General features: G+C 58.8%; 18 protein-coding genes and 1 pseudogene. 12 read left to right on the top strand and 7 right to left on the bottom strand.

Annotated features, from left to right (window positions below; all coding sequences use genetic code 11):
• Positions 1-242: 242 nt before the first annotated feature.
• Positions 243-1,010: an AraC family transcriptional regulator gene (locus tag ACQKPC_RS16030; protein ID WP_427625497.1), complete on the top strand. Its 768-nt coding sequence runs from the start codon at positions 243-245 to the stop codon at positions 1,008-1,010.
• 201 nt (positions 1,011-1,211) lie between these two features.
• Here the strand turns inward: ACQKPC_RS16030 and bglX are convergent, their stop codons facing one another.
• Positions 1,212-3,503 carry a beta-glucosidase BglX gene (gene bglX, locus ACQKPC_RS16025; RefSeq protein WP_427625496.1) on the bottom strand — a complete coding sequence of 764 codons (2,292 nt, stop codon included), beginning with the start codon at positions 3,501-3,503 and terminating at the stop codon, positions 1,212-1,214.
• 275 nt (positions 3,504-3,778) lie between these two features.
• Between bglX and ACQKPC_RS16020 the strand changes: the two genes are divergently transcribed.
• Positions 3,779-4,096, top strand: a complete 318-nt coding sequence (locus ACQKPC_RS16020; protein WP_008071877.1) for a helix-turn-helix domain-containing protein — start codon at positions 3,779-3,781, stop codon at positions 4,094-4,096.
• Positions 4,097-4,107: 11 nt separating this feature from the next.
• Positions 4,108-4,362, top strand: coding sequence for an XRE family transcriptional regulator (locus ACQKPC_RS16015; protein WP_427625495.1), 255 nt, complete (start codon positions 4,108-4,110; stop codon positions 4,360-4,362).
• 93 nt (positions 4,363-4,455) lie between these two features.
• On the opposite strand, the gene ACQKPC_RS16010 is transcribed toward ACQKPC_RS16015, so the two are convergent.
• Positions 4,456-5,514: an MBL fold metallo-hydrolase gene (locus tag ACQKPC_RS16010; RefSeq protein ID WP_427625494.1), complete on the bottom strand. Its 1,059-nt coding sequence runs from the start codon at positions 5,512-5,514 to the stop codon at positions 4,456-4,458.
• A gap of 215 nt (positions 5,515-5,729) precedes the next feature.
• Between ACQKPC_RS16010 and ACQKPC_RS16005 the strand changes: the two genes are divergently transcribed.
• Both ACQKPC_RS16005 and ACQKPC_RS16000 read left to right on the top strand, forming a co-directional pair.
• On the top strand, positions 5,730-6,338 hold the full coding sequence (locus ACQKPC_RS16005) for a TetR/AcrR family transcriptional regulator (RefSeq protein WP_427625493.1): 609 nt from the start codon (positions 5,730-5,732) through the stop codon (positions 6,336-6,338).
• 141 nt (positions 6,339-6,479) lie between these two features.
• A complete protein-coding gene (locus ACQKPC_RS16000; protein ID WP_008071886.1) occupies positions 6,480-7,025 on the top strand; it encodes a DUF1003 domain-containing protein in 546 nt (181 codons plus the stop codon).
• A gap of 6 nt (positions 7,026-7,031) precedes the next feature.
• Here the strand turns inward: ACQKPC_RS16000 and ACQKPC_RS15995 are convergent, their stop codons facing one another.
• Positions 7,032-7,973: a LysR family transcriptional regulator gene (locus tag ACQKPC_RS15995; protein ID WP_427625492.1), complete on the bottom strand. Its 942-nt coding sequence runs from the start codon at positions 7,971-7,973 to the stop codon at positions 7,032-7,034.
• 15 nt (positions 7,974-7,988) lie between these two features.
• Between ACQKPC_RS15995 and ACQKPC_RS15990 the strand changes: the two genes are divergently transcribed.
• Positions 7,989-8,687, top strand: a complete 699-nt coding sequence (locus tag ACQKPC_RS15990; RefSeq protein WP_427625491.1) for a CTP synthase C-terminal region-related (seleno)protein — start codon at positions 7,989-7,991, stop codon at positions 8,685-8,687.
• A gap of 162 nt (positions 8,688-8,849) precedes the next feature.
• Here ACQKPC_RS15990 and ACQKPC_RS15985 read toward each other — a convergent pair whose 3' ends face one another.
• Positions 8,850-9,176 carry a DUF2025 family protein gene (locus ACQKPC_RS15985; RefSeq protein WP_063342812.1) on the bottom strand — a complete coding sequence of 109 codons (327 nt, stop codon included), beginning with the start codon at positions 9,174-9,176 and terminating at the stop codon, positions 8,850-8,852.
• Between the two features lie 235 nt (positions 9,177-9,411).
• On the opposite strand from ACQKPC_RS15985, the gene ACQKPC_RS15980 reads away from it, so the two are divergent.
• On the top strand, positions 9,412-10,539 hold the full coding sequence (locus ACQKPC_RS15980) for a glycerophosphodiester phosphodiesterase (protein ID WP_427625490.1): 1,128 nt from the start codon (positions 9,412-9,414) through the stop codon (positions 10,537-10,539).
• A complete protein-coding gene (locus ACQKPC_RS15975; RefSeq protein ID WP_427625489.1) occupies positions 10,540-11,223 on the top strand; it encodes a helix-turn-helix domain-containing protein in 684 nt (227 codons plus the stop codon). It begins immediately after the preceding gene.
• A gap of 1 nt (position 11,224) precedes the next feature.
• Here ACQKPC_RS15975 and ACQKPC_RS15970 read toward each other — a convergent pair whose 3' ends face one another.
• On the bottom strand, positions 11,225-12,112 hold the full coding sequence (locus ACQKPC_RS15970; RefSeq protein WP_401174247.1) for a sterol desaturase family protein: 888 nt from the start codon (positions 12,110-12,112) through the stop codon (positions 11,225-11,227).
• A gap of 158 nt (positions 12,113-12,270) precedes the next feature.
• On the opposite strand from ACQKPC_RS15970, the gene ACQKPC_RS15965 reads away from it, so the two are divergent.
• Both ACQKPC_RS15965 and ACQKPC_RS15960 read left to right on the top strand, forming a co-directional pair.
• Positions 12,271-12,576, top strand: coding sequence for a PepSY domain-containing protein (locus tag ACQKPC_RS15965; protein ID WP_427625488.1), 306 nt, complete (start codon positions 12,271-12,273; stop codon positions 12,574-12,576).
• 160 nt (positions 12,577-12,736) lie between these two features.
• Positions 12,737-13,914 (top strand): annotated as a pseudogene (locus tag ACQKPC_RS15960) (GAF domain-containing sensor histidine kinase).
• 86 nt (positions 13,915-14,000) lie between these two features.
• Here the strand turns inward: ACQKPC_RS15960 and ACQKPC_RS15955 are convergent.
• Entirely contained in the window at positions 14,001-15,626 is a 1,626-nt protein-coding gene (locus tag ACQKPC_RS15955) for a methyl-accepting chemotaxis protein (protein WP_427625487.1), read from the bottom strand.
• 272 nt (positions 15,627-15,898) lie between these two features.
• Here ACQKPC_RS15955 and ACQKPC_RS15950 point away from each other — a divergent pair, with 272 nt between their 5' ends.
• Positions 15,899-16,921 (top strand): transporter, encoded by a 1,023-nt coding sequence (locus tag ACQKPC_RS15950; RefSeq protein WP_427625486.1) that lies wholly within the window; start codon positions 15,899-15,901, stop codon positions 16,919-16,921.
• A 107-nt stretch (positions 16,922-17,028) separates the two neighbouring features.
• On the opposite strand, the gene ACQKPC_RS15945 is transcribed toward ACQKPC_RS15950, so the two are convergent.
• The gene (locus ACQKPC_RS15945; RefSeq protein WP_427625485.1) at positions 17,029-17,466 is read right to left on the bottom strand and encodes a multidrug/biocide efflux PACE transporter; all 438 of its coding nucleotides are present in this window, start codon (positions 17,464-17,466) and stop codon (positions 17,029-17,031) included.
• 89 nt (positions 17,467-17,555) lie between these two features.
• Between ACQKPC_RS15945 and ACQKPC_RS15940 the strand changes: the two genes are divergently transcribed.
• The gene (locus ACQKPC_RS15940; protein WP_427625484.1) at positions 17,556-18,410 is read left to right on the top strand and encodes a LysR family transcriptional regulator; all 855 of its coding nucleotides are present in this window, start codon (positions 17,556-17,558) and stop codon (positions 18,408-18,410) included.
• Positions 18,411-18,493: the final 83 nt, after the last annotated feature.

Here is an 18,493-nt window from a genome sequence, read left to right as displayed (position 1 = left end):
GACGATAGAGCGATGGGGTTTGGCCTATCGCCGGTAAGTTAAGTAAGAGCACTCCATTGTGGGAGCGGGCTTGCTCGCGAAAGCGGTGTGTCAGGCGACATTAATGTTGGCTGTGCCGCCATCTTCGCGAGCAAGCCCGCTCCCACATGGAGTGCTCTTAACTTACTGGTATTGGGGCTTGGCCTGCTTCAGCAAGTCAGCCAATAATGTTTGCGTTTACGCCAACCGCTGGGTACCGCTCGATGCGCAATGTTTCGATTGATCTGCTGGACCATACGCCACGGCCGGTGGTGGCCCTCGGCACGGATTACCCCGACGGTCATCGGTTGCCGCGCCATACCCATCGGCGGGCGCAGTTGTTGTACGGCGCCACCGGGGTGATGCAGGTGAGTACGCACGACGGCAATTGGGTGGTGCCGCCGCAGCGGGCGGTGTGGATTCCGCCGGGGGTGGCGCATGAGGTGTTGATGCTGGGGGTGAGCACTCGCAGCTTGTACATCGAACCGGGGGCGGTTGATTTGGGCAATCGCTGTCAGGTGATCAGTGTTTCGCCGTTGATGCGGCATTTGCTGATGGAGGCGGTGGAGGTTGCGCTGGAGTACGACGAGGCCGGGCGCGACGGTGCGCTGATCGACTTGCTGCTGCACGAGTTGGCCCGTAGTGCTCACTTGCCGTTGCACATTCCGCTGCCCGTGGATGCGCGGCTGCTTGGGTTGTGTCAGATGTTTCTCCAGCAACCGAACGCTCACCAATCGCCGCAACACTGGGCTGATCAGTTGCATATCAGTTTGCGTACTTTTAATCGGTTGTTCCGCCAACAGACCGGGCTGAGTTTCAGCCAATGGCGGCAGCGGGCCTGCGTAGTGCTGGCTTTGGCGCGGCTGGCGGTGGGCACGCCGGTGACGCGGATTGCCCTGGATTTTGGCTATGACAGCCCGGCGGCGTTCTCGACGATGTTTCGTCGCGTGCTGGGGCAAGCACCGTCCGTTTGGTTGGAGGGGGCGAAATAGCGAGGCCAAAAAAAGCACCTGCCAAGTGCAGAACCTGTGGCGAGAGGGCTTGCCCACGTTGGGCTGCGAAGCAGACCTGAAACCTGCAACCCCGTTCTGTCAGGCACACACCGCATGCACCGGGCTTGCGACTGCTGCGCAGCCGAACGGGGGCAAGCCCCTCGCCACGGGTGTGGTGTTGGTCTTTAAAAATTCCTGGCCTTAGCCACTGCCTTGTTCTGACAGCAACTCAAAGCTCTGCTCCTTCACATCCTGGGAATCCAGACCGATTTGCACCCGGAACTCACCCGGCTCGGCGGCGTATTCCAATTGGGAGTTGAAGAACTTCAAGTCGTTCTCATTAATGCTGAAGTGGACCGCTTTCTCTTCTCCGGCCTTGAGCATGATTTTTTGAAAGTTCTTCAGTTCTTTGACCGGACGGCTGACAGAGCCAACGACATCGCGAATGTACAACTGAACCACCGTTTCACCATCGCGCTGGCCGGTGTTCTTCACCATGACACTGGCGACGAGGTTGTCGGTCTTGCTCAGGGTGGTCGACGACAGGGCCATGTCGGTCAGGCTGAAGTCGGTATAGCTCAGCCCAAAGCCGAAGGGGTAAAGCGGACCGTGGGATTGATCGAAATATTGAGACGTGTAGTTGCGAAGCGCACCCGCTATGTAGGGGCGACCGGTGTTCAAGTGGCTGTAGTAATTGGGGATCTGCCCCACGGAGCGTGGAAAGGTGATGGGTAATTTGCCAGACGGGTTGTAGTCGCCGAACAACACATCGGCAACGGCGTTGCCTCCCTCGGAGCCGCTGTACCAGGTTTCCAGAATTGCATCAGCCTGTTTCTGCTCCTTGCCGATGGACAGTGGCCGGCCGTTCATCAACACCAGTACCAACGGCTTGCCGGTGGCTTTCAGGGCGGTGATCAATTCACTCTGGCGCCCAGGCAGGTCGAGGCTGGTTCGACTGGCCGCTTCGTGAGACATGCTGCGGGGCTCGCCTACCACTGCGATCACGACATCGGCTTGCTGTGCAGCCTTGACCGCTTCATCAATCATTTCTGCTGCCGGACGCGTGTCATTCTCGATTTTGGACACGCCCTGGTATTCCAGGTATTTAACGACTTCCTGATCCTCCTCGAGATTGGCGCCTCGGGCATAGATCAGCGAACCCTGGGTCATTGCGTTTTTCAGGCCTTCGTAGATCGTCACCGATTGCGCGGGCACGCCGCTTGCGGACCAACTGCCCATGATATCGACGGTACTTTTTGCCAATGGGCCTATGAGCGCGATCACGCCCTCTTTTTTCAGCGGCAAGAGGCCGTTTTCATTCTTCAGCAGCACCAATGTCTTGCGTGCCACCTCACGGGCCTGGGCTCTGTGCAGACGGTATTCGGCATTGTTGTCAGCGGGGTCTTCACTGGCAATGCCGATGCGCCGGTAAGGGTCTTCGAACAGCCCCATGTCGTACTTGGCCCCCAGCACTTCCCGCACCGCGTTATCAATATTGCTCTGGGAAATAGCGCCCGACTCAAGCAGCCCCGATAGCTCTGGACCATAGGAGAAGTCGTTCATGCTCATATCAACGCCGGCCTTGATCGCGAGCCTGGCCGCTTCTCGGTGATTCTTCGCCACGCCATGCTGAACCAGATCGTTTATCCCGTTATGGTCGCTGATGACCAGACCCTTGAAGCCCCATGCCTTGCGCAGCAGGTCTTGCATCAACCAGGCGTTGGAAGCGGCTGGCACGCCATTTATCGAGTTAAGCGCCACCATCATCGCCCCCGCACCACCTTCAATCGCCGAACGATAAGGTGGCAGGTAATCCTGGTACATCCTGGCCAGGCCCATGTCGACGCTGTTGTAGTCGCGCCCACCCTCGACAGCCCCATACAACGCAAAATGTTTGGCGCTGGCCATGATGCTGTCGGGTGCATTCGGGCTTGCGCCCTGGTAGGCCTGAACCATCGCTTTGGCAATGCGCGAAACCAGATAGGTGTCTTCGCCAAAGCCTTCGGAGGTGCGTCCCCAGCGAGGATCCCGGGCGATATCTATCATCGGGGCGAAGGTCATGTCGATACCGTCCGCGCTGGCTTCTTTTGCCGCTATCCGACCACTTAGCTCAATAGCGCCAATGTCCCAGCTGGAGGCTAACGCCAGGCCAATGGGAAAAATGGTTCGATGGCCGTGTATCACGTCCCAGCCGAAAAACATCGGGATTTTCAGGCGGCTTTGTTGAGACGCGTCCTGCATGGGTCGGTTTACGTAACGGCTCACAGAGTTATACGTACCCCCGATTCGCCCGGCGACGATCTCTTCGCGTATTTTTTCGGGCGTCATCTTTTCATCAATAGCGATCAGCCGCAGTTGGCCGATTTTTTCCTCCAGGGTCATTTGATTTATCAGGTTGCCGACAAAGGCCTCTTTGCTCAACGATGCCATATCAGCCGCGACGGGCAAGCTTGTAAAACCGATCAGGGCACATAACAGACGTAGTCTTTTCATGATTCCCTTCCCTGCATAACGCTGTGGCGCACTGCGTCATAAACGCCACCTTCCCTGTATTGAAGATCAGAAAGCTGACGTTCAATCATTGCTGCTCACGGGAGTTGAAAGCCTTGAGCTTTCAGGTTCCCGCATAGAAACAGCGTAGTCGCTCCCCAGCGCCTGCCGGAGCAAAAAATAGAATCGATCAAAAAAATGAGTTTGATCCGGGATCAAAACAACTGTACAAAAACACAGTACATTTTGAATCAGCACTCTCGAGCCCGGAGAACACCATGGCCACTCTTGCGATGAAAATCACCCTGGAACGTATCGCCCTCTTCCAGTTCACCCCCGCCCACTGTGCCCAGGCCCGAGCGATGCTGGGCTGGAGTGTTGAAGAGTTGTCCGAGGAATCCGGGGTTTCCATTGACGCCATTCAGCGCTTCGAGGCAGAACGCGATGTGCTCGATGTCACCCGGCTGGCGTTGGCGTATCGGTTTGAGTCGCAAGGCCTGGTGTTCTTCCCGGGATTTGCACCGGGCAGAGGGATGAATGTGAGAGGGTCGACACCGGATCCGGTGGGGCGGGCGGATTATGCAATGGTTGAGTGAGGTGTCAGCAAATGAATGAAATCGATGGAAACAACCGCTGCGTTCATGAGGCGCCGGGCTATCCCGAGGCGGGTGAGATGCGAGCCAAAGCCGGACACGTTATGAAGATTGGCCTGCTCCTCCAAAACGGTCGGCTGAGCAAGACTGAGGCCGCGCAAAGGCTCGGACTGTCTCAGGAAGAACTGGACGAATTACTGAGCGGAAAATTTCGCGATTTGACCGTGGCAAAAATCTCGGAATATCCAAACCTGGGCGAACGCAGATAGATGGGGCCGCACACATCCTCTTTGTAGATTGCATTCGGCATAACTTACCGGAATTGGGGCCGCTCCCACGGCAAGCGGCCCGGCAGCACAACATCAAGCGTTCTGAGGCGCCGCCTGATTGCTTTCACCTTCCAACCCAAACCACCACGCACTACCCCGTTGCGGATACATCACGTTGAATGCTTCGCCCATCTGCGGCGTGGTGATTGATACGTTCCGCTCCCAGGCCAATGCCAAAATACGGTCGAAGGGTTCGTACCAGGCGTGCATCGACAGGTCGAAGGTGCCGTTGTGGATTGGTAGCAACCAGCGCCCTTTAAGGTCTATGTGCGCTTGCAGGGTTTGCTCGGGCTGCATGTGAACATGCGGCCACTCGACGTTGTAGGCGCCGGTTTCCATGAGCGTGAGTTCGAACGGGCCGTACTGTTCGCCAATGCGTTTGAAGCCGTCGAAGTAGCCGCTGTCGCCACTGAAGAAGATCCGCGTGTCGCCGTCGATCATTACCCACGACGCCCAAAGGGTGCTGTTACCGTCGAACAGGCCACGACCGGAAAAGTGCTGCGAAGGGGTGGCGACGAATTGAAGGCCATCGACCTCGGTGCTCTGCCACCAATCCAGTTGGCGTACTTTGCTGGCATCGATTCCCCATTTGATCAGGGTGTCGCCCACACCCAGCGGGGTGAGGAAGTATTGCGTTTTGTCCGCCAGTTTGAGCACGGCCTGATAATCAAGGTGGTCATAGTGATCATGGGACAGGATCACCGCTTCAATCGGTGGCAGGTCTTCGAGGCTGATCGGGGGCTGATGGAAACGCTTCGGGCCGGCCCATTGCACTGGCGAGGCGCGCTCGGCGAAGACCGGGTCGGTGATCCAGAATTTGTCTCGCAGTTTCAGCAGTACAGTGGAATGACCAAGGCGATAGACGCTGTGGTTGGGCGCAGCGATCAACGCAGCCTGGGTCAAGGTTTGCACCGGGACGGGGGCGGACGGCCGGGTGTCGCGCGGTTTGTGGAAGATGATGTTCCACAGGATGCGCAAGGTTTTGCGAAAGCCTTCGCGCTTCACCGGTACATGATTTCGATACTGCCCTTGCGCCTGTCGTGAAGCTTCAGGCGTTGAGGCGTTATCCGCTGGAGAAGTTAAAGTGGCCATGACTGAATGACTCCAGAAAAACCGCACGATTGACGATTTTCCGCTTGGGACGATAAATGGCCAAGGCATGCACGCATCAGCCGGAGATTCTATTTTTCGCTGCGCAGGATTAACGAAACATTACACTGCACAGTGTAGTTTCAAGGTTGCATCAAAGCCGTTCACAAGTAAACTGCCAAGTGTAGTTCTCCACTTCTTCCTGCCTAAGCGTATTTATGACAGCTCCACAACGCCTCACCGACCGTAAACGCGAAGCCATCATCCAGGCGGCGATTGCTGAATTCCGTGCCAATGGTTTCGACATCACCAGCATGGACAAGATCGCCGCCACCGCTGGCGTGTCGAAGCGCACCGTGTACAACCACTTCCCGAGCAAGGAAGAGTTGTTCGCCGAAATCCTCAATCAACTGTGGGCGCGGGTAACGGCCGAACAGGAAACCGCCTACCGCCCTGACCTGCCCCTGCGCGACCAGCTGCGTCGGATGTTGCAGGCGAAATTGCAGATGCTGGCCGATGACAATTTTCTCGACCTGGCGCGAGTGGCGATCGCCGCCACCATCCATTCTCCCGAGCGCGCGCAGAACATGGTTGCCCGAATGGGTGAACGCGAAGAAGGAGTGACTGTATGGATTCGCGCCGCTCAGGCCGATGGCCGATTGAAACCGGTCGCACCCGAATTCGCCGCACAACAGGTCCAGGGATTGCTCAAGTCCTTTGCGTTCTGGCCGCAGATCTCCATGGGCCAGCCAGGCTTGTCGCCCGAGATGCAGCACACTGTTGTGGAGTCGGCCCTAGACATGTTCCTGGCCTGTTATCAGCTCTGAATCGGGTTGCAAAAAATGACAATGTCCGCCGCGTTATCGCTGACAGGTCGCTCTGAGTAGAAACACCGAAATGTGTTTCAGAATGAAACTGGCGCTGGGTCTATAGTGAGCCTCAGTCCCAGCGGCCATGCAGAGAGCACCATGAGCACCCCGACCCGCGAAATCGAAACCGAACCCACTGGCCCCGTCGATCACCTGCGCTTCCATCGCCCTCACGCTCATCTGGCACCTACTTTCGGTACCGACCGTTTTGCCCTGCGCGCCGAGGCCTTTGCGCGATTCTTCGGCACGCCGACTTTTCTCGGCGCCCAAACCCTGATTGTGGTGGTCTGGATTTGTCTGAACCTGTCCGGCGTGACCGATTTCGATGTGTACCCGTTCATCCTGCTTAACCTGGCGTTCAGCCTGCAAGCGGCCTATGCCGCGCCGCTGATTCTGCTGGCCCAGACGCGCCAGGCGGCGCGGGACAAGGCCCAGTCAGACGCCGATGCGCGACATCGTGAAGCCTTGGCCGTGGCCAACAGCGATCGTCAGGCCCAGGCCGCGCGACACACCGCGCAACTGTTGGAACTGCTGGAGCAAAACACCCGGCTTACCGAAATCACCAAAACCCTGACCGAGCGTATCGAAAGTCTGACGTCGGAAATGCATCAACACTTCGTAGGCAAAGAGCCACCGAAGGCGTGATCCGACTCAAGGCAACTTCAGTGCGCGCCCCAATTCATCGAACAACGTCACCACCGAGCGCAATGTGCGGCAGTCTGGGCGAGTCAGCAGCCACAGGGCCGTGTCGTAACCGTGCAAGGGCTCGGTCAACGGTTGCAGTCCGTCACCGATGAGGAAGTCTGGCAACGCCGCGACACCCAGCCCGACCCGCACTAACTCGGTCACTGACAACATGCTGTTACAGCGATAACCAGGCGTCACGCCAGGCAACTGCTGACGCCGCCATGCGACGGTGGGGTGATCGGGCAAGAAGTCGTCCGGGGCGATCCAGGTCAATGCAGCCAGGTCGTGGGAATCGACTGATTGCAGATAGGCCTCGCTGGCACAGACCCGGTAGGAAATATCCGCCAACCGCCGCCCCACCAAATGTTCGGGCGGTGTGCGGGTCAAGCGCAAGGCGATGTCGGCGTCGCGACGGCTGAGATTGGCGAAGTCGTTGGAGGTGCAGAGTTCAATGGTCAGCGCCGGATAGGACGGCATGAACCGCGCCAGCGCCGGCAACAACAAACTTTGCAGGACTGAATCGGTGCACGTCAGGCGCACAGTGCCGCTGATGACTTCACCGCCCTGCTCCACGCCAATGCGCGCCGCCTCCAGCGCTTGTTCGGCGCGTTCAGCCTGCTCGGCCAAGGTCTGCGCCAGCGTGGTCGGCAGGTAACCGGCGCGGCTCTTCTCGAACAGTTGCTGACCCAACGCGGCTTCCAGTCGGCGGACGGCGCGAAACACCGTCGACACGTCGACCTTCAACAGCGCCGACGCCCGGGCCAGAGAGCCGCCGCGCACCAGGGCGAGGATCAGGGACAGGTCCGGGTAGTCCAATCGATAGTGCGTCGGTGCATTGATCACTTGGGATAACGCCAATATTGATTGCGTGAACGCCAATTTATAGTGGGTGCCAGGAATCAACAAGCGTCGAGATCACTCATGGAAACCAGCGCCATCCGCATCGCCCTGATCGGCGATTACGACCCACAGGTCACCGCCCACCAAGCCATTCCCGTCGCCCTCGGCATGGCCGCCGAACACTCAGGCCAAGACATACAGTTTCAATGGTTGGCCACTGACCAAATCGATGCCGATACGCCACTGGAGGAGTTCGATGGTTTCTGGTGCGTGCCCGCCAGCCCTTATCGCGACATGGACGGCGCATTGCGGGCGATCCGTTTTGCCCGCGAGCAGCAGCGACCTTTCCTCGGCACTTGCGGCGGTTTTCAGCACGCAGTACTCGAATTCGCCCGTAACGTTCTGGGCTGGAGCGATGCCGAACACGGCGAGACCTCGCCTGACGCGACGCGGGCGTTACTCACGCCGCTGACCTGTTCGCTGGTGGAAGCCGTCGACAGCATTCATTTGGTTGAAGGCTCGTTGATCGCCAAGGCGTACGAAAACGCTGAAATTCGCGAGGGATATCGCTGCCGCTATGGAGTGAATCCCGAGTTTGAACGGGAGCTACTGAAACAACAGTTGCACGCGGTGGGCCACGATTCAACGGGAGGGCTGCGGGCGGTGGAGCTAAAAGATCACCCGTTCTTTGTCGCAACGCTGTTCCAACCGGAACGCGCCGCGCTCAAGGGCCATCTGCCGCCGTTGGTTCGCGCGTTGATCGAGGCTTGTGCGAGGTAGAAATCATGTCCAGCGGGCGTATCTGTTTGAGCAGTAATAATTGCGGCGTGCTTTAGGCCGCCATCGCGAGCAGGCTCGCTCCCACATTGATTAGGTGTCGATCACAAAACCAATGTGGGAGCGAGCCTGCTCGCGATAGGGCCAGCCAAGTCATCGCAATACTCACCCCCGCACCAAACTCCTCACCGCCGAAATCTGCGGCACTTCCCGCCGATTCATATACACCCGCAACGGTTCGGTGATGTTGATCCGGTCATCGATGTTCTGGTCCAGCAGCAACTGGATCAGTTCTCGCTTGAGCGTCATGGTCTGCTCGGGGCCAGGAGCCCAGACGAATTCACTGGTGGGGATGATGCCGTCATCAGCCACGTCCATGCCGAACGAGTCTTCGCTGAAGCGCACGATGTACTGGCCGGTCTTGCGATTGAGGCCGACGAAGCCTTTGAGTTGGTCGGCGGCCTGGCAAATGAGCTGGGATGTGATGCGCATGATAAACCTCACAAAAGGTCGCAAAGGACCGGTGATCGATGGTTTACACGCAGGGCAAGCGAACGGGTTTCCCTCTGCCGGGGAAATTGCCGGAGCCAAGAGTACTGCAAAGAAGCGCACAAATGCGCTGAAAAAACTCCTTTAAACACGTTTATGTCGGTCTGGCGATAGCGCAAGCGGCGCTCAGTTGTTAAAAGATACGTCTTTGAAAACCCATCGCAAAAGGACTTCGAGCATGCCTGTTAACTTCACCAAGAGCGCCTTGCTGCTGAGCCTGATGCTCGGCCTCGGCCAGGCACAGGCCACCAACGAACCAGGCCCCACCGCACTGGCGACCCGTCTGGGCATTCCGCACCCGGCGGTGATCGCCCACCGCGGCGCGTCTTTCGATGCACCGGAATCCACCGCTGCGGCCTACAAACTGGCCCGTGATCTGGGTGCCGATTACCTGGAATTGGACCTGCAACGCAGCAAGGATGGCGTGCTGTTCGCCCTGCACGACAACAACCTGCAACGCACCACGGATGTCGCCACCAAGTTCCCTGAGCGCAAGGACAGCCTGGCCAACGAGTTCACTATTGCCGAACTCAAAACCCTGGATGCCGGCAGCTGGTTCAACCGCGCTTACCCGGATCGCGCGCGTCCGGGCTACGCAGGTCTGAAGATCCTGACCCTGGATGAAATCATCGACATCGCCCAGGGCAACCCGCTGCACAAGCCGGGCCTGTACATCGAAACCAAAGAGCCCAAGCAGTTTCCCGGTATCGAGCGCGACCTCAAGGAGAAACTCCAGGATCGCGGCTGGCTGAGCCCGGTCGGTTCGAAACTGGCGAAGAGCGAACTGGCGGTCGGCCAGGGCAAAGGCAAAGTGGTGCTGCAAACCTTCGAGAAGAGCAGCCTCGAACTGCTCGAGAAGGAAATGCCGCAAGTGCCGAAAATCCTGCTGTTGTGGGTGGGCGAAGGCAGCATCGAGCCGAAATCCAAAGTGACGTTCGCCGAATCCGGTGACAAGGATAAAGCGAGTTACTACGCCAAACAGGAGCCAAAAGACAAAGCCGAATTCCAGCAATGGGTCGAGTACGCCAAGGCCCAAGGCGCTATCGGTACCGGCCCTTCGGCCGCACTGACCAAGGGTGGCGATCAGAGCTACTCGGATCTGGTGAAACCGTGGATGAATCAGTACACCCACGATCAGGGCCTGTTGGTGCACGTCTACACCATCGACGATGCGGTGGATTATCAGAAAGTGGCGGATGCCGGGGTCGATGGCATCTTCACCAACCGCGCCAGCGAACTGCTGAAGTTCTATAAGCGTCCGGCGGCGGCGAGTGTTGCGCAGTTGTTGCAGAACAACGGTTACTGAGTGACGCAAAATACCGAGTGGACAGGCCACCTGTGGTTAGGGCGTGATTATGGTCTGATCCACGGAAAGCTGGGGCGCACTGCGCCCCATGCCCATTACGCCCATCAACTGATCCTGGCCCCTGATCGACCGGTCACCGTCAATCTCGACGGCGTGAACCAAACGGCCCATCGCCTATTCATCCCCTCTCAAATCTGCCACTCCATTGTCGAGGCGCCGGATACGGTGTTCACGGTCTATGCAGAGCCACTCATGTTCGACAACCAGGCGCTGAACAACGTCGTCTTCAAGGCCGCATTGTCCCTTGAAGGCCTCGACCACGCCGTTCGCCATTGTCCACGCCGATCCCTTGGCGATCCTCGGATCGAGCGCGCCTTGTCCACCCTCGACGGGTTGCTGACGACCAAGGTGCCGGCAAGTGCATTGGCTGCCGAAGCACACCTGTCCTTAAGTCAATTGCAACGGCTGTTCGCCAGCCACCTCGGCCTGCCTGTGCGCAGGCTGGTGCTATGGCGGCGACTGCGGCTGTCGATGGTGCTGATCCTGGCCGGCAGCGCCGTGACTGACGCCGCGCACGAGGCCGGGTTTGCCGATTCTGCGCACTTCTCCCGGAGTCTGAAAAAGCTCTTCGGCGTGACCGCTCGCCAAGCGTTGCAACACATCGATCTGCGTCTACTGGCTTGATTCAGCGCCGCAACGGCTCAGGTACCGCGGGTTCTTTGCTCAACGACACCGGCCCGAACGGGTCCAGCAGTTGCGCTACGTAGTCCCGAGGGAAGTCTGGTCGGCTGCCGATGCCCAGGTCGCCCTGACGGATTTCATAATCCGCCGTGTAAAACCCGGTCCCCAGAAGCCAGTCCCACAGGTTGAAGAACAAGGCGAAATTCACGTCGCCGGCCCGTCCATATTTCATGTGATGAAAGCGATGCACCGGCGCCCAGGCGAATATCCAGCGCAAGTACCCCAGCTGCATATCGACATTGGAATGTTGCAGCAGCAACTGGATGGCGATGGCAAATGCCAGCAGTGCCGCCACGTCCAGCGGGATGCCCAGCAGCAACAACGGCAACAGCCCCGCAGAGGCTTCCAGCAGTTGATGCAACGGATGTTTCATCAAGCCATTGAAGCCGTATAGCCGTTGAACGCTGTGATGCACCGCATGCAGACGCCACAACCACTGCACGCGGTGGCTGGCGTAGTGCATCAGGCTGAGACCGGCGTCGGCGATGAAAATCGCCAGCGCCAGTTGCAACCACAGCGGCCACCCCCTTGGCCATGCCCCATCGAACGACAGCAGCGCCACCAGGCCCGGTAACGCGAGCAAACCGAGAGCATTCAACGCCTCGTTGACCAACCCGTGAACGATGTCACGAGCACGATCACCGACCGAGCGATTCCAGCACACCTCATAGGGTAAAGCCCATTCGGCCAGAAACGACAGGGCCAGGGCTGCGAGAAACAGCGGCAACAGCCACCCCTCTCTTAACCCGGCAACTCCCGTTAGCCAAAGGCTGGCCCCAATAAATCCGCCCCAGAACGCTGGGGCATAGATCCGCGCAAAGATGTATTTCATCACCACCTCCATTGATCGAGGTCGCAGCATGAAAGATTGTCGGGATGACGGAATTGAACAAACGGCGCAATCGAAGCCCGAAACGTTTTTTAAGGGTGAATTAAGTTGCGCGAGCTAACCTGATCCCACTTAAACAGTTCACCCAAGGAAAGAACTTCATGAAAACTTTAACTGCCCTGTTCACCGCTGCTGCCCTGACCCTCACCGCTGGCCTGGCCCAGGCTGACGTTCGTGTCGACCAGATCCCCGAGTTGGTCAAGAGTGGCAAGATCAAACCCCTGGAAGAACTGAACCAGGCTGCCTTGAAGTTGCACCCGGGTGCCACGATTACCGACACCGACCTGGATAACCACTTCAACGGTTACGAATATGAAGTTGAACTGCGCAAGGCTGACGGCACCGAGTGGGATGTGGACTTCGATGCCACTACCGGCAAGGTTCTGAGCAACAAACAAGACAAATGATTCAACTGCAAAAAAAGCCGCACGACTTTAGGGTCGTGCGGCTTTTTTGCGTCCGGCGCCAGGCCGTTCGCTGAAGCGACGAACGAAGTCGCGACAATTCACACAAGCCCGCTAGAATCCCACAAAACCATTCGGCATGTTGAAGCAGAGAACCAAGGATATGGGGCAAACAGCGGCAGCAGACATCGCCACAATTGGCCGAATCAGCGCGGTGCCGGCGATTCTCCGGGTGATCAGTGAGTTGACCGGTTTGCGGTTCGCCGCGGTGGCCCGTGTTACCGAAGACTCCTGGTCTGCCTGCGCGGTGCTTGATCGATTGGATTTAGGTTTGAAGGTGGGCGACAAACTGGACCAGGTGTCCACCCTGTGCAACGAAGTGCGCCAGTGCCACCGCTCGGTGATCATCGACAAGGCCAGCGAAGATCCGCTCTACCGCGATCACCACACGCCTCAGACCTATCAATTCGAAAGCTACATTGCCGTCCCGATTTTGCGCACTGACGGACGCTTTTTCGGCACCATTTGTGCCCTTGATCCCAATCCGGCGCCGCTCAAGTCCAGCACGATCCAGAGCACCATGGAATCGTTCGCCCGGATGCTCGCGCTGCAGATCGAGGCCGAAGAAGCCCTGCAACAGACCGAAGCGGCGCTGATCAAGGAACGCCAAACCGCCGAACTGCGCGAACAATTCATCGCCGTGCTCGGCCATGACCTGCGAAACCCCTTGTTCGCCATCAGCGCCGGTGCCGAAATGCTCCTGCGTAAACTTTCCGACCCCGCGAATGAGCAGCGCGCCCGACACATCCTCACCAGCGCCCGACGGGCAATCAAACTGGTGGACGATGTGCTGGATTTTGCCGGGGGGCACTGGGCCGAGGCATCCCCGTACATATCGAGCCATGCCCGGATCTGGCGGATGCATTGCGGCATGTGATTTCCGAGATCCAGAGCATTCACCCTAAACGCATCATTCAATCGTCGATTGGCGACCTGAGCAACATCCATTGCGATCGCGAACGGGTGGCGCAATTGCTATCCAATCTGGTGGCGAACGCCGTTGTCCACGGAACTCCCGATGACCCGGTCGAGGTCAGTGCGCAGGTCGAAGATGGACACTTTGTGTTGAGCGTGAAGAACCAGGGGCTGATTGCCGAAGATGCGCTGCCGCATCTGTTCCTGCCCTACTCGAAACCAGCCGGCGGATCACCGCAGGTCGGCCTCGGGTTGGGGTTGTACATTGCCAGTCAGATTGCGCAGTCCCATGACGGGAAACTGGAGGTGCTATCGACCGAGCAACAGGGCACGACGTTCACCTTCAGCTTGCCCTCACGGGCTTAAGCAAATCCGTCATCGACGGGCGCGGCACGAACTTGAGAGTGACTGTGTACCGACTCGGTAACCGAACCGATACACAGCCCATTTCACTAGGCGCTCAACCGCGCCGTCACTTCATTCAACTGCCCCGACAAGCCATGCAGATTGTGGCTGGCCGCTTCGGTGCGCTGCACGTTGTCCAGGTTGGTACTGGCGATGCAGGTGATTTCGGTGAGGTTGCGCGAAATGTCTTCGGCCACTGAAGTCTGCTCTTCAGCGGCGGTGGCGATCTGACGGTTCATGTCGCGAATGGCCTCCACGGCATGGGTGATGCGCTCGAGCATGGCGCCGGCCTGGGTCACTTGCTCGACGCTTTCTTCGCTGCGCGACTGACCGCTTTCGATAGCCTGGGCCGCGTCCACTGCGCCGGTTTGCACGGTTTGAATGATCTGGTTGATCTCGATGATCGACGCCGCCGTGCGCTGGGCCAGGCTGCGTACTTCATCGGCGACCACCGCAAAACCACGCCCGGCTTCACCGGCACGGGCCGCTTCGATTGCGGCGTTGAGCGCCAGCAGGTTGGTCTGTTCGGCGATGCCGCGAATCACTTCAAGCACTTTACCGATGCGCCCGCTGTCGGCTTCCAGACGACGGATGACCGTGGCGGTGTTGGCGATTTCGCCGCGCATTTGGGTGATGGTGTGAATGGTGCCCTGCATGACTTTTTCGCCCTGCTGGGCGGACTGGTCGGCGTCATCGGCCGCACGTGCCGCGTCGGCTGCGTGGCGCGCGACTTCTTGCGCGGTGGCGGACATTTCGTTCATCGCCGTGGCCACCTGATCGGTGCGGTTGAATTGCTCGTTGGTGCCGCTGGCCATGAGGCCGGCAATCGAGTTCAACTCGCCGCTGGCGCTGTCCAGATCCGTCGCACTGCGCTGCAAACGGCTGAAGGTTTCGGCGAGGAAATCGCGCAAGGTGTTGGCGGCCTTGGCGAGGTTGCCCAACTCGTCCTGACGGGTGCTGGCCACGCGCTCGGCGAAGCGCCCTTGGCTGAGCTGCGCCACGTAGTCGATCAGTTTGCGGATCGGCTCCACCAGGTTGCGGTTGACCAGCCACAGGCTCAACAAGCCAATCAGCAGACCCGACACCAGCATCACCACGAGCCCCAGCAACACCGTCTGATCGGCGCTGGCACTGATCAGCTTCGATTGCTCGATGCTCTGCTTGCGCAGTTCGCTGACCAGTTCATTCATCTGTTCGCTGGCGGCACGGTCCACGCCTTTGACCGCATTGTCGCCGGCCACTGGGTCGGCACCGGCCGCCACGTAGGCATCACGGCCCTTCTGATAGGCCGCGCCTAATGCACGATGCTCTTCACGCAGGCGTTCGATGCGGGTCTTGAGTTGCGGCTCGATGCCCTTCTGCCCGGCCAGCTCACTCAGGATGCCCTGCACGTCGCGCTGACCGTTCTCGAACTGCTTCCAGTATTTGTCCAGGTTCGCAGGTTCCTTGCCGCGCAGCAGAACGTTCTTCCACTCCTGAACCTGCACCTTGAATTGCAGGTTGGCTTCATCGATCAATTGCGACGTGTGCAACGGACCTTCAATCAGGTTCGCGTAGTTCTGAACGCCATTGGACAGGAAGTGAAAGCAAGCCAAAGCGATCAGCAACATCGCCAACAGGCTGCCGCTCAACAGGGCGAGGATTTGCGCTCTCAGGGATTTTTGCAAAAACATCGAGTGATATCTCATGACAGGGATAAGGCACGCCCAAGTGGCGCGCAAGTCTGGACATCCCTGTCAGCGACGCTGGTTCACCACCAGAATCGGAAAATCGACATCAGCGTCATCGGCGGGCCAGAGCCTTTCTTGAGCCCTTCCGACCATCGGTAGGAGGCCGGATTTGCGGCGCCCTCCAACTGTCACAAAACCTTCAAGGTACGTTGCGATGATGAGGCTCAAGTGAACCTGTGAAACCCGCGACAGGCGCTTCCTCGCAGCGAGACCTCATGAACCACAGCATCGACCAGCGCCATCGCGATTCCGACCTGTTCGGCCTGCTTTACGGTTTCAGTTTTCGCCCTGGTGAACGCGGCCGGGAGATCGACTCGGCCAAGGCTCTGCACCGCCTGCACCAACCTGAGGACAGCGACGAATTCCTCTGGCTGCACCTGAATCTGGCCCATGCCGCCTGCGAGCGCTGGATGAAAAGTCATCTGGCATTGCCCGATGAATTTTTCGAAGCACTGCACGAAGGTTCTCGCTCGACGCGCATCGAGCATGTCGATTCGGCGTTGCTGGCGGTGGTCAACGACGTGGTGTTCAACCTCAGCAGCATGGTTTCCTCGGATGTCTCGACGCTGTGGGTCTGCGCTCGCAGTCGGCTGATCGTCAGCGCACGCCTGCAACCGCTGCACTCGGTGGACAAGCTGCGTTCGTCGGTGAAGGCCGGTGAATGCTTTCGCTCACCGCTGGAGCTGCTGGTGCATTTGCTGCGCGATCAGGGCGAAGTGCTGACGCAGATCGTGCGCAAAACCAGCCTCAGCGTCGATCAGATCGAAGATGAGTTGTTGTCTTCGCGCCTGTCGACCAACCGCGCTGAACTGGGCGCCAACCGCCGGGTGCTGGTGCGCTTGCAACGGTTGCTGGCGCTGGAGCCGGGCTCGTTGCTGCGCCTGCTCAATCGCCCACCGCAATGGTTGCAGAAGGAGGACGTCAAGGAGCTGCGCAAGTCCACCGAGGAGTTTGCGCTGATCATCAACGACCTCACGGCCCTCGGTGAACGGATCAAGCTGTTGCAGGAAGAAATCGCCGCCAACCTCAACGAACAGAGCAACCGCACGCTGTTCACCCTGACCGTGGTCACGGTGCTGGCGCTGCCGATCAACATCATTGCCGGCTTCTTCGGCATGAACGTCGGCGGCGTGCCGCTTTCCGGTGATCCGGAGGGGTTCTGGATTCTGGTGGCGCTGGTCGCGACGTTTACCCTGATTGCCGGGCGCTGGGCGTTTCGCAAGCGGCAGGATTATTAAGATCGAAAGATCGCAGCCTTCGGCAGCTCCTACGCCGATTGGGTACATCCGTGATTATGGTTGTACTCAATCAATGTAGGAGCTGCCGAAGGCTGCGATCTTTGCTTTTAAACCTCGCAAGCCCTGCGCACCAAAAACCGCTCACGCACCACGTCGTAACCCCAGTGGTACACGTAGGTGTAGGGCAGGAAAAACAACAGCACGCCGATGTCCAGCAGGAACGCCTGCCACAGGCTGACCTTCAGCCACCAGGCAATCAACGGCACGCCGAACGCGACCAGACCGCCTTCGAACAACAGCGCATGCACCACACGCACCCCAGCGTTACGCACAATCGCAAAGCGTTTGAGCAACCGGTCGAACAGGCCGTTGAAGACCACGTTCCAGGCCAGCGCAAGGGCTGCAATGGCCATGGTGACCGCACCCATTTCCAGCATGGGTTTGTCCATGATCCAGGCCAGCAGCGGGGTACAGATCAATATCGCCAGCAGTTCGAAACCGATGGCCTGGAAAATTCGTTCAGTGATGGATTTGTTGGCGTTCATGGCCAGACTCCCTGAGTGACTATGGTTGCCATGATCCGTGATCACACCGATACTTCATAACCAATAACCATCGATCAGGGCGATAGTTCATGGCTTCCCACGAAGTGCTGCTGGCGTTTGTCCAGGCGGCGACTCAAGGTTCGTTTTCCGCCGCGGCGCGCAAGCTCGGTCGCAGCCAGTCAACCATCAGCGCCGCCGTGGCCAGCCTGGAAATCGACCTGAACCTTGTCCTCTTCGACCGCAGCAGTCGCAAGCCGAGCCTCACCCCGGCCGGGCACGTCATGTTGCAGCGGGCCGAGGAGATTCTGGCCGCCACCAGCCGCCTGGAAATGACCGCCAGCCAACTGTCCCAAGGTGTCGAGCCGAAGCTGACCGTGGCGATTTCCGACACTTACCAGTCCGACCGTTTTGAAGCGGCGCTCAGTGCTTTTGAGCAGCGCTATCCAGACCTGGAATTGGAATGTCTGATCGCCGAATGCGATGACCTGGTGGCACTGGTGCAACGCGGTCGAGCGCATGTCGCCTTCGCAGAGATGCAGGACAGCTATCCACCGGATCTGGTCAGTTCGACGGTGGACGAGCGCACGGAAATCGCCCTGTTCGTGTCCCACGCTCACCCGTTGGCGAAGCTGAACGCAATCGATCAAGACGTGCTGCAACAGCACCGTGAGCTGCGTCTGGCGACAATCGTCAATCCGTATGAAAGCCGGGCGAAGGGGCGCGTCTGGTCGGCACCAAGTTACCTGATGCTGCTGGAAATGGCCCAGGGCGGGTTCGGCTGGGCACCGTTGCCTCGGTGGTTGGTGGGGCGGTTCGGGGCCGGCTCGCTGGTGGAGCTGAATGTGCGCGGCTGGCCGAAACCGGTGTGCGTCGATGCGCTGTGGTCACGGCTGCACCCGCCGGGGCCGGCGGGGAGTTGGTTGCTTGGCAAGATGCTGGAATAGCGGTGCTGCCATCGCGAGCAGGCTCGCTCCCACATGGGTTCTGTGTCGGACACAAACTTTGCATACATCATCGATCCACTGTG

Origin of the sequence: Pseudomonas sp. NPDC089918 (assembly GCF_050280605.1) — a bacterium.
GTDB lineage: Bacteria > Pseudomonadota > Gammaproteobacteria > Pseudomonadales > Pseudomonadaceae > Aquipseudomonas.
Note: the sequence above shows the minus strand (reverse complement) of the source record. Positions and strands in the feature narration are given on the sequence as shown.

Coding starts and splice junctions, on each gene's coding strand:
- ACQKPC_RS16030 (WP_427625497.1), top strand. CDS start 243: ATGCGCAATGTTTCGATTGATCTGCTGGACCATACGCCACGGCCGGTG.
- bglX (WP_427625496.1), bottom strand. CDS start 3,503: ATGAAAAGACTACGTCTGTTATGTGCCCTGATCGGTTTTACAAGCTTG.
- ACQKPC_RS16020 (WP_008071877.1), top strand. CDS start 3,779: ATGGCCACTCTTGCGATGAAAATCACCCTGGAACGTATCGCCCTCTTC.
- ACQKPC_RS16015 (WP_427625495.1), top strand. CDS start 4,108: ATGAATGAAATCGATGGAAACAACCGCTGCGTTCATGAGGCGCCGGGC.
- ACQKPC_RS16010 (WP_427625494.1), bottom strand. CDS start 5,514: ATGGCCACTTTAACTTCTCCAGCGGATAACGCCTCAACGCCTGAAGCT.
- ACQKPC_RS16005 (WP_427625493.1), top strand. CDS start 5,730: ATGACAGCTCCACAACGCCTCACCGACCGTAAACGCGAAGCCATCATC.
- ACQKPC_RS16000 (WP_008071886.1), top strand. CDS start 6,480: ATGAGCACCCCGACCCGCGAAATCGAAACCGAACCCACTGGCCCCGTC.
- ACQKPC_RS15990 (WP_427625491.1), top strand. CDS start 7,989: ATGGAAACCAGCGCCATCCGCATCGCCCTGATCGGCGATTACGACCCA.
- ACQKPC_RS15985 (WP_063342812.1), bottom strand. CDS start 9,176: ATGCGCATCACATCCCAGCTCATTTGCCAGGCCGCCGACCAACTCAAA.
- ACQKPC_RS15980 (WP_427625490.1), top strand. CDS start 9,412: ATGCCTGTTAACTTCACCAAGAGCGCCTTGCTGCTGAGCCTGATGCTC.
- ACQKPC_RS15970 (WP_401174247.1), bottom strand. CDS start 12,112: ATGAAATACATCTTTGCGCGGATCTATGCCCCAGCGTTCTGGGGCGGA.
- ACQKPC_RS15965 (WP_427625488.1), top strand. CDS start 12,271: ATGAAAACTTTAACTGCCCTGTTCACCGCTGCTGCCCTGACCCTCACC.
- ACQKPC_RS15955 (WP_427625487.1), bottom strand. CDS start 15,626: ATGTTTTTGCAAAAATCCCTGAGAGCGCAAATCCTCGCCCTGTTGAGC.
- ACQKPC_RS15950 (WP_427625486.1), top strand. CDS start 15,899: ATGAACCACAGCATCGACCAGCGCCATCGCGATTCCGACCTGTTCGGC.
- ACQKPC_RS15945 (WP_427625485.1), bottom strand. CDS start 17,466: ATGAACGCCAACAAATCCATCACTGAACGAATTTTCCAGGCCATCGGT.
- ACQKPC_RS15940 (WP_427625484.1), top strand. CDS start 17,556: ATGGCTTCCCACGAAGTGCTGCTGGCGTTTGTCCAGGCGGCGACTCAA.